We start from the raw sequence: 6,134 nt of genomic DNA on the forward strand, positions 1-6,134 counted from the left end.
GTCACGGTAGATTCACGAGCGTGGCTCTCGCGCTGTACCGCAAGTACCGTCCGGCGACCTTCGCCGAGGTCGTCGGTCAGGAGCATGTGACCGAACCCCTCCGCACCGCGCTGTCCGCCGGGCGGATCAACCACGCCTACCTCTTCTCCGGTCCACGCGGCTGCGGCAAGACGTCCAGCGCGCGCATCATGGCGCGCTCGCTGAACTGCGCCAAGGGCCCGACGCCGGACCCGTGCGGCGAGTGCAACTCGTGCAAGGCGCTCGCTCCCGAAGGTCCCGGCAGCGTCGACGTCACCGAGCTGGACGCGGCGAGCCACGGTGGTGTCGACGACGCCCGCGAGCTGCGGGACAAGGCGTTCTACGCGCCGGCCGAGTCGCGCTACCGCGTGTTCATCATCGACGAGGCGCACATGGTCACCACGCAGGGCTTCAACGCCCTGCTGAAGATCGTGGAAGAGCCGCCCGAGCACGTCATCTTCATCTTCGCGACGACCGAGCCGGACAAGGTGCTCACCACCATCCGCTCGCGCACGCACCACTACCCGTTCCGGCTGATCCCGCCGAGCTCGATGCGCGCGCTGCTGGAGCGCAACATCGCGGCCGAGGGCGTCGAGGTCGAGCCGGCGGTGTACCCGCTGGTCATCCGCGCGGGCGGCGGGTCGGCGCGCGACACGCAGTCGGTGCTCGACCAGCTGCTCGCCGGTGCCGGGCCGGAAGGCGTCTCCTACTCGCGGGCGGTCGCGCTGCTGGGCGTCACCGACGTCGCGCTGATCGACGACATGGTGGACGCGCTCTCGACCGAGGACGCGGCGACGGTGTTCGGCACGGTCGAGAAGCTCACCGAGGCCGGCCACGACCCGCGCCGGTTCGCCACCGACCTGCTCGACCGGCTGCGCGACCTGGTGCTGCTGCGCGCGGTGCCGGAGTCCGCGGGCGGGCTGGTGTCCGCGCCGGAGGACGAGTTGTCGCGGATGGTCGCGCAGGCCGAGCGGATCGGCCTGGCCACCCTCTCGCGCTACGCCGACATCGTCCACAGTGGACTTCTGGAGATGCGCGGGGCGACGTCGCCCCGGCTCGTGCTCGAACTGCTGTGCGCGCGGATGCTGCTGCCGTCGGTGACCGACGCGGAGAAGGCGCTGCTGGCCCGGATCGAGCGGCTGGAGCGCCGGGCGACGGTGGCCGGCGGGGGAGGCGCGCCGGCCGAGGGCGGTGTGGAGCCGCCGGTGCGCGCGGCTCCGGAACGCGAGTTTTCGCGGCCTTCCCAGCGTCCGGGGACGCCGGGTCCGGCGCCGGTGCCCGAGCCGGTCAAGCCGCCCGGGCGGCCGGCCGCGGCCGACCCGGTGGGGCCGCCCGCCGCGGCCCGGCCGGGCGATGGTGCCGCCTCGTCGACGGCTTCGGCCCCGTCCGGTGACGGCGGTTGGGGAGCCCCGCGCACGCCGGGTGCCACCCCGGCAGCGGCGCCGGCCGCTTCCGTCGCCGCGGCCGCTCCGGCCGCCGCGGCCGCCCCGGCCGCGGCTCAGCCGGGCGATGGTGGCTGGGGTGCGGTGCGCACCCCCGGCGGCGGCACGCCCGCTCCGGCGCAGTCGCCCGACGGCGGCACGGCCGCTCCGGCGCCGGAGGCCGCGCCCCCGGCGCCGGGCGCGCTGGACGCCGCCGGCATCCGGAACATCTGGCCGCAGCTGATGACCGCGCTGCGCAAGTTCACCGGCGGCCGCAGCCTCGAGGCGATGCTGACGCAGGCGACGGTGGCGAGCGTCGAGGGCAACGCCGTGACGCTGACCCACAAGTCCGAGCCACTGGCCCGCCGCCTTTCCGACCAGGACAACGCCCGCAAGATCGCCGGCGCCCTGACCGACGTCCTGGGCGGCGACTGGCAGGTCCGCTGCGTCCACGGCAACGCCCCGGCCGCCCCCGCCGCCCGCCCCCAGCAGGCGGCGCCGGCCCCGGCCCCCGAGCGCTCGTTCACCCGCCAGTCGGCCGCGGCCGCGGCCCCCGCCGCCGAACCGGCGGCCCGCCCCGCGGCTCCGCAGGTCCCGCCCCGGCCCAAGGTCACGACGACCGAGCCGGACATCCCGCTCCCCCCGGAACCCTCCGACGAGGACGACGAGGATCTCTACAACGAGGACGCCAGCCCGGCCCCGCCGCCACCCCCGCCCCCACCGGACAAGGACCCGGACGAGGTGGCCCGCAAGCTCCTCTCCGAGCACCTCGGCGCCCGCCCCCTCGACTGAGCCGGCGCACTCGAAGGGCCGGCCGGCGTCCCCAGCCGGTCGGTTCGCGCACTGGGACCGTCGGCTGCCGGCCGACGCAACCCCACGTCCCGTACGTCACCGCCGACCCGCTGGATGCATGGGCCGCGGCTGGACCTCCCGTACGCGGGGCGACTCTGCGGCGTACGTGGGCCGGCGTCTGGCAGGGGTGGGTCAGGGAGCCCAGGGGCCGATGCCCGTCACCCGGTCGGCGGTGATCCGGACGATCACCGCCGTCGGTGAGCCCTGGTTGCCCAGCTCGTACTTCTCCGTCCCGAGGTACCGGCGGGCCTGCCGGTCCATCAGCGCCGTGAACTCGTCGGCGATGTCTGGGCCGATCACCCGGGCGGTGCCCCGGACCAGCAGGTACTGCGGCAGCCCGCGCGCGTCACGCTCGTCGTGGTCCTCGATCAGCACCGTGACGCGCGGATCGCGGCGGATGTTGCGCACCTTGGGCCGCCTGCCCTCCATGCCCATCACGATCTCGTCGCCCTCGCGGCTGGCCCAGACCAGCGAAGTCTGCGGCGAGCCGTCGGGGTTGAGGGTCGTCAGCACGGCGTTGAACGGCCGCTCGAACAGGCGGTGGCAGCTTTCGGGAAGTTCCATGGCTCCGAGCGTAGGAAATCGACAGGTACCGCTCGGTACCTTTGTTCCCATGGGTGACTTCTCCGGCGACGTCTTCCTCGCCGACTGCCCGGCCCGGCTGGCGATCGACATCATCGCCGACAAGTGGGCGGTCGTCGTCGTGTTCGCGCTCAGCCGCGGCCCGCGGCGGCACGGCGAGCTCGTCGGCCTCATCGGCGGCATCTCGCGCAAGGTCCTGACGCAGACGCTGCGCAAACTCCAGGGTTACGGCCTCGTCGACCGCCGCGCGTACGCCGAAGCGCCGCCGCGCGTCGAGTACTGCCTGACCGAGCTCGGCCGGACGCTCGTCGAGCCGATCGGCGTCCTCACGAAGTGGGCGACGCAGCACGGCGAGGCCGTCCTCGAGGCTCAGGCGGCCAGGTAAGCCTCGATCGCCGCCGCGATGGCGGCGGCGTACTGCTGCCGGCCCGCCGCGCTCGTCATCCGGGCCGCCTCCGCGGCGTTGCGCATGTTGCCGCACTCCACCAGGGCGGCCGGGCGGGTCGAAAGGTTGAGGCCGGCCAGGTCCGCGCGGGCCGACAGGCCGTTCGCGCCGATGTAGTTCGCCGGGCCGAAGCCGCTCTCGCGCATCGTGTCGCGCAGTGTCCGGGCCAGCCGCGTCGAGGGCTCTCCCTGTGCCGCGTTCAGCGGCGGCGAGGAATACGCCACGTGGAAGCCGTTCGCGCCGGCCGCTTCCGAGCCGTCGGCGTGGATGGAGACGACCGCGGCCGCGGCCGCCTCGTTGCCGATCGCCGCGCGGCGGTCGACGCAGGGGCCGACGCCGGTGTCGTCCTGTCGCGTGTAGACAACGCGAATTCCCTTGTACGTCAACGCTTTCCCGACCCGTTGGGCGACGTCGAAGGTGAACGCGTGCTCCGGGTAGCCCGCGTTGGTCGCGGTGCCGGTCGTGTTGCACGGCTTGGTCTGCCCGCGCCCGGCCGGCACCTGGCGGTTGATCTCCGCCGGGTGGCTGCCGTTGCCGCCGTTGTGCCCGGGATCCAGCACGACCACCTTCCCGGCCGCCGATGACGACGGCGACGGCGACGGCGACGACGGCACGACCGGCGACGGCACGACCGGCGAAGGCGCAGGCGACGGCGTGGGCGTGGCGGAGGCGGTGGTGACCACCGGAGGGGGCGTGGGCGCCGCCGGAGCGTCGCCGGAGCAGCCGGTGAGCAGCAGGGCACCGGCCAGCAGCAGGGGGACAGTCACGCGTCGCACGGCGACCACGGTGCCACAGCCCGGCACCTCGCGTGGCGCGACTACCCTGGTGGAGACACAGGCGTGCAGAGAGGACCGAGTGCGATCATGGCCCAACCCGGCGGCGGCTTCGACCTTTCCCAGCTGATGCAGCAGGCGCAGCAGATGCAGCAGAAGCTCGTCGAAGCCCAGGAAGAGCTGGCCAACACCGAGGTCACCGGTACCGCCGGCGGCGGACTGGTCACCGCGACCGTCACCGGTGACAGCCAGCTGAAGAGCCTCCAGATCGACCCGAAAGTGGTGGACCCGGACGACGTCGAGACGCTGTCCGACCTGATCGTCGCGGCGGTCCGCGACGCGTCGGCGAGCGCGCAGAAGCTCACCGAGCAGAAGCTCGGCCCGCTGGCCGGCGGGCTCGGCGGTGGTGGCGGCATGCCGGACCTCGGCAGCCTCGGCTTCGGCGGCTGACGAACTTGTACGAAGGTGTCGTCCAGGACCTGATCGACGAGCTCGGGCGCCTGCCAGGGGTCGGGCCGAAGAGCGCCCAGCGGATCGCGTTCCACCTGCTGGCCGCGGACCCGGTGGACATCTCGCGGCTGCAGGACGTCCTCGGCAAGGTCAAGGAGGGCGTGCAGTTCTGCGAGATCTGCGGCAACGTCTCCGAGCACCCGAAGTGCCGCATCTGCCGCGACGAGCGCCGCGACCTCACGGTCATCTGCGTGGTCGAGGAGCCGAAGGACGTGCTGGCGGTCGAGCGCACGCGCGAGTTCAAAGGCCGCTACCACGTCCTGGGCGGCGCGCTCGACCCGCTGTCGGGCATCGGGCCGGAGCAGCTGCGGATGCGCGAGCTGCTCAAGCGCATCGGCGAGGCGGACATCAAGGAGATCATCATCGCCACCGACCCCAACACCGAGGGCGAGGCGACGGCGACCTACCTGGTCCGCATGCTGCGCGACTTCCCGGGCCTGAGCGTGACGCGGCTGGCCTCGGGCCTCCCGATGGGCGGTGACCTGGAGTTCGCCGACGAGCTGACCCTCGGCCGCGCGCTCTCGGGCCGCCGGGCGCTCTGAAGCCGAACGGGCCGTTCACGCTCGCGTGAACGGCCCGTTCCGGTCACTGGCCCCAGTTTTCGATGTCCGGGGCGCCCATGTCGGTGTTCCAGTACCAGTGGGTCAACGTGCCGTTGGTGGTTCGGCCGTAGATGTTTTCCTGGTTGTCGGTGGCGAAGCCGGTGGGGTTGGTGCCGAGGTTGCCGCCCCAGTTGTCGTGGCGGGGCTGGTTGTCTTCCGGGGTCCAGTACCAGTGGCCGAGCTGGTTGTCCGGGGTGCGGGCGAACACGTGCTGCTGGTCCTGCCAGACGTAGGCGGCCGGGTTGCCCTGGATGGGTGCGCCGAGGGGTTCGTCGACGACTTCTTCGTCGGGAGTCCAGTAGAAGTGCTTGAGCGTGCCGTCGGTGCCGCGGGCGAAGACGTGCTGCTGCTCACCGAAGGCGTACCCGGTGGGGTCACCGGCGATGGTGCTGGAACCCCAGATCCCGTAGTTGGGGTCGGCGTCGGTGGGGGTCCAGTACCAGTGGGCGAGGTGGCCGTCGGTGGTGCGGCCGAACACGTGCTGCTGGTCGCCCCACACATACGCCACCGGGTCACCCGCGACCGACTGGGTCTGGGTTTCCTCGACCATGCCCGTGTCCGGGGTCCAGTAGAGGTGCTTGAGCTTGCCGTCGGTGCCGCGGGCGAAGACGTGCTGCTGGTCCCCGAAGGCGTACCCGGTCGGGTTGCCCGCGATGTCGTCGGCACCCCACTGCTCGAAGTTCGGGTCGGCGTCGGTGGGGTACCAGTACCAGTGCCCGATCGTGTTGTCGCTCAACCTGGCGAACACGTGCTGGGTGTCACCCGACACGAACGCCACCGGCTGACCCGCGAGCGCCGCGGGATACGACTCGGACTCGATGGACTCACCGGCGTTATAGGAGTGCAGCAACGACCCGTCCGCACCCCGGGAGAACATGTGCTCCTGGGTGCCGTACCGATACGACGCCGACGCCGCAATCCCCTCATCGCC

General features: G+C 72.6%; 7 protein-coding genes. 4 read left to right on the plus strand and 3 right to left on the minus strand.

Annotation, left to right across the window (positions count from 1 at the left end; translation table 11 throughout):
* Positions 1–20: 20 nt before the first annotated feature.
* Complete coding sequence (locus DV20_RS02515) at positions 21–2,231, plus strand: DNA polymerase III subunit gamma and tau (RefSeq protein WP_043776023.1); 2,211 nt, start codon at positions 21–23, stop codon at positions 2,229–2,231.
* 192 nt (positions 2,232–2,423) lie between these two features.
* Here the strand turns inward: DV20_RS02515 and DV20_RS02520 are convergent, their stop codons facing one another.
* Positions 2,424–2,855: a TIGR03618 family F420-dependent PPOX class oxidoreductase gene (locus DV20_RS02520; protein ID WP_043776026.1), complete on the minus strand. Its 432-nt coding sequence runs from the start codon at positions 2,853–2,855 to the stop codon at positions 2,424–2,426.
* 49 nt (positions 2,856–2,904) lie between these two features.
* Here DV20_RS02520 and DV20_RS02525 point away from each other — a divergent pair, with 49 nt between their 5' ends.
* Entirely contained in the window at positions 2,905–3,258 is a 354-nt protein-coding gene (locus DV20_RS02525; protein ID WP_043776028.1) for a winged helix-turn-helix transcriptional regulator, read from the plus strand.
* On the opposite strand, the gene DV20_RS02530 is transcribed toward DV20_RS02525, so the two are convergent.
* Positions 3,243–4,103, minus strand: coding sequence for an N-acetylmuramoyl-L-alanine amidase (locus DV20_RS02530; protein WP_200876338.1), 861 nt, complete (start codon positions 4,101–4,103; stop codon positions 3,243–3,245). The two genes, DV20_RS02525 and DV20_RS02530, sit on opposite strands and share 16 nt — an antisense overlap.
* Before the next feature lie 78 nt (positions 4,104–4,181).
* Here DV20_RS02530 and DV20_RS02535 point away from each other — a divergent pair, with 78 nt between their 5' ends.
* Both DV20_RS02535 and recR read left to right on the plus strand, forming a co-directional pair.
* Complete coding sequence (locus DV20_RS02535; protein ID WP_043776029.1) at positions 4,182–4,541, plus strand: YbaB/EbfC family nucleoid-associated protein; 360 nt, start codon at positions 4,182–4,184, stop codon at positions 4,539–4,541.
* Between the two features lie 5 nt (positions 4,542–4,546).
* Positions 4,547–5,143: a recombination mediator RecR gene (gene recR / locus DV20_RS02540; RefSeq protein WP_043776032.1), complete on the plus strand. Its 597-nt coding sequence runs from the start codon at positions 4,547–4,549 to the stop codon at positions 5,141–5,143.
* Positions 5,144–5,186: 43 nt separating this feature from the next.
* Here the strand turns inward: recR and DV20_RS02545 are convergent.
* Positions 5,187–6,134: DUF346 domain-containing protein (locus DV20_RS02545; RefSeq protein ID WP_043789001.1), on the minus strand; the 948-nt coding region annotated here is incomplete at its 5' end.

Source organism: Amycolatopsis rifamycinica (assembly GCF_000695625.1).
GTDB lineage: Bacteria > Actinomycetota > Actinomycetes > Mycobacteriales > Pseudonocardiaceae > Amycolatopsis > Amycolatopsis rifamycinica.

What these genes read in the sequence shown, in the direction of transcription:
- DV20_RS02520 (WP_043776026.1), bottom strand. Translation starts at nt 2,855, where the DNA reads ATGGAACTTCCCGAAAGCTGCCACCGCCTGTTCGAGCGGCCGTTCAAC.
- DV20_RS02525 (WP_043776028.1), top strand. Translation starts at nt 2,905, where the DNA reads ATGGGTGACTTCTCCGGCGACGTCTTCCTCGCCGACTGCCCGGCCCGG.
- DV20_RS02535 (WP_043776029.1), top strand. Translation starts at nt 4,182, where the DNA reads ATGGCCCAACCCGGCGGCGGCTTCGACCTTTCCCAGCTGATGCAGCAG.